Annotated in this window: 1 protein-coding gene and 1 pseudogene; both read right to left on the minus strand. The window is 48.7% G+C overall.

What is annotated here, in order from left to right; all coding sequences use genetic code 11:
• Positions 1–64: 64 nt before the first annotated feature.
• On the minus strand, positions 65–1447 hold the full coding sequence (locus tag AOQ57_RS08125) for an amino acid permease (protein ID WP_093626934.1): 1383 nt from the start codon (positions 1445–1447) through the stop codon (positions 65–67).
• 272 nt (positions 1448–1719) lie between these two features.
• A pseudogene (locus tag AOQ57_RS08130) lies at positions 1720–2193 on the minus strand (hypothetical protein); the annotation flags it as partial.

Genomic DNA, 2193 nt, shown 5'->3' on the forward strand with positions numbered 1-2193 from the left:
GGCGCTTTTTCTATGTTAAAAGGACCTCCATGATTAGTAGTCATGGAGGTCCTCACTAGTTTTGTTAAGCATTCGCCTGCTTACGCTTGTGAACCGTTGCAAAGTAGATTGTCGTCATTAGGATTAAGAAGACAACCCCAACGGCAACGGAAACACGCGTATCTGGATTGAAGAACATAAAGATCAAGATTATCACTAAGGCAAACAGGGAGAAATAGTTATAGGCTGGGAAGAACGGCATCTTGAAGGGGTGATTATCTAAGGCTTCGGGGTGCTGCTTACGGAAGTTTAATTCAGATAGCAAGATCACAAACCACGGTACCATCCCCGGTAAAACGGAGGACGAGTAAACAATCACGAACAGGTTTTGCGTCTTAGCCGAAACCGCCGATAAAATGAAGTTAACAATGAATCCGACGAAAATCCAGCCGGAGATCGTTAGGATGGCAACGTTTGGTACCACCCGCTTAGATAACTTAGAGAAGACCTTGGAAACTTCACCATCGACGGAAAGCTTGAACAGCATCCGGCTAGCGGAATAGATCCCGGAGTTGGCCCCGGACAAGGCGGCCGTTAAGACAACGAAGTTGATAATCCCTGCGGCCCCGGTAATCCCAACCTTGGTGAAGGTCTCAACAAATGGTGAACCAACCGAGCTAAGTTGGTTCCAAGGATAGATCGAAACAATCACGAAAATAGCCCCAATGTAGAAGATCAGGATCCGCCAGATGACGGACTTAACGGACTTAACGATTGCATGTTTTGGTGAAGATGATTCCCCAGCCGTAATCCCTAGCAGTTCAATCCCCTGGTAGGACCCAGCGATCACAGATAGGGAGAAGATGAAGCCCATCCAGCCCCCGGTAAAGAAGCCGCCGTGGCTCCAGAGGTTAGAAATTCCAACGGGGTGCCAGTTATTTCCCAGCCCGAGGACAATTACCAAGAGTCCTAGGATGATCATGACGATGATCGTCACCACCTTAATCATGGCAAACCAGAATTCCAAGCGTCCGTACGCTTTGGCACTGGCTAGGTTGGCGGCCGTTAAGATCGCCACCATTACAATTCCAGAGATCCAGTCCGGGAGGTCAGGCCACCAGTAGTTCAGGTACTGCGACATTGCAATAATGTCAGAGATCCCAACAATGATGAATTGAAAGACGTTACTCCACTTGACTAGGTACCCAACAACGGGGTGAATATATTTTGACCCGTAATCGGCAAACGATCCGGTCCCCGGGGTTAGGTACACCATTTCCCCCAGTGCCCGCATAACCCCGTATAAGACTAGTCCAACAAAGGCGTAGGCAAGTAAAACGGATGGCCCCGTCCACTTGATGGTTGACGTGGCCCCCATGAAGAGCCCGGAGCCAATCGTTCCCCCGATGGCAATCATTTCCATCTGACCTGGCGTCATTGAACGCTCTAGCTGTGGTTTGTTATCCATACTGCATTCCTCATTTCCAGATAAAAATAAACCAGGCCCGCTCAAGACACCTAAGTGAAATTGGTGGTTGAGCGGACCTGGTATTTTTGACTGTTTTTAAACCATGTCAAAATCCCTCAACCAACGAACATTGTTGTTGTGGTTGAGGTGGAGGTAGTAACGTTGATGCTTGATAATTGCTTAATCATAGTTGGTCCCTCCTGACAGGTTACTTGTATGTTGATTAGATTACCATTAGAATCTATCAATTGCAAGCTGATCATTAAAATTTCTTAGAACTGTTTGGTACGCCAAACCCGGTGGTGAATGGTCAAAAGCAGATAAGAAAGGGCAATCCCAGTAAGTATTAGCTCCCAGCCAGAGCGGTTCCCCGTCTTAGGGAGTTGGCTTTGTTTAGTTGAATGCGCAACGCCCTTACCTCTTCTTTTCTGATTGGTTGCGGTAGTCACCTTGGCAGGCTTGCTTGTCCCATCTGGCTGGCTTAGGATGCTGGCCAGAACCTGGTCCACCACGTCATCACTAACCGGACGCCCCTGCTTAGCCGACGTTACGGCTTTCTTTGGCTCCTCAGGGGTACTTGAACTTTCTTGGGACTCCGAAGATCCCCGGGTAGGTGAACTGGTGGAGACTGCCGAAGTCGATGAGCTGATCTCTTTCTTGTTCTCAGTTGTCTCACTGTTTATTGACGCGGCGGAGTTACTTTGGGCAGCCGTCCCTTCTCCGCTGGCAGCTGATGAAACGGATCC

This window comes from Limosilactobacillus gorillae (genome assembly GCF_001293735.1).
In the GTDB taxonomy this organism is placed as follows: domain Bacteria; phylum Bacillota; class Bacilli; order Lactobacillales; family Lactobacillaceae; genus Limosilactobacillus; species Limosilactobacillus gorillae.

Coding starts and splice junctions, on each gene's coding strand:
- AOQ57_RS08125 (WP_093626934.1), bottom strand. CDS start 1,447: ATGGATAACAAACCACAGCTAGAGCGTTCAATGACGCCAGGTCAGATG.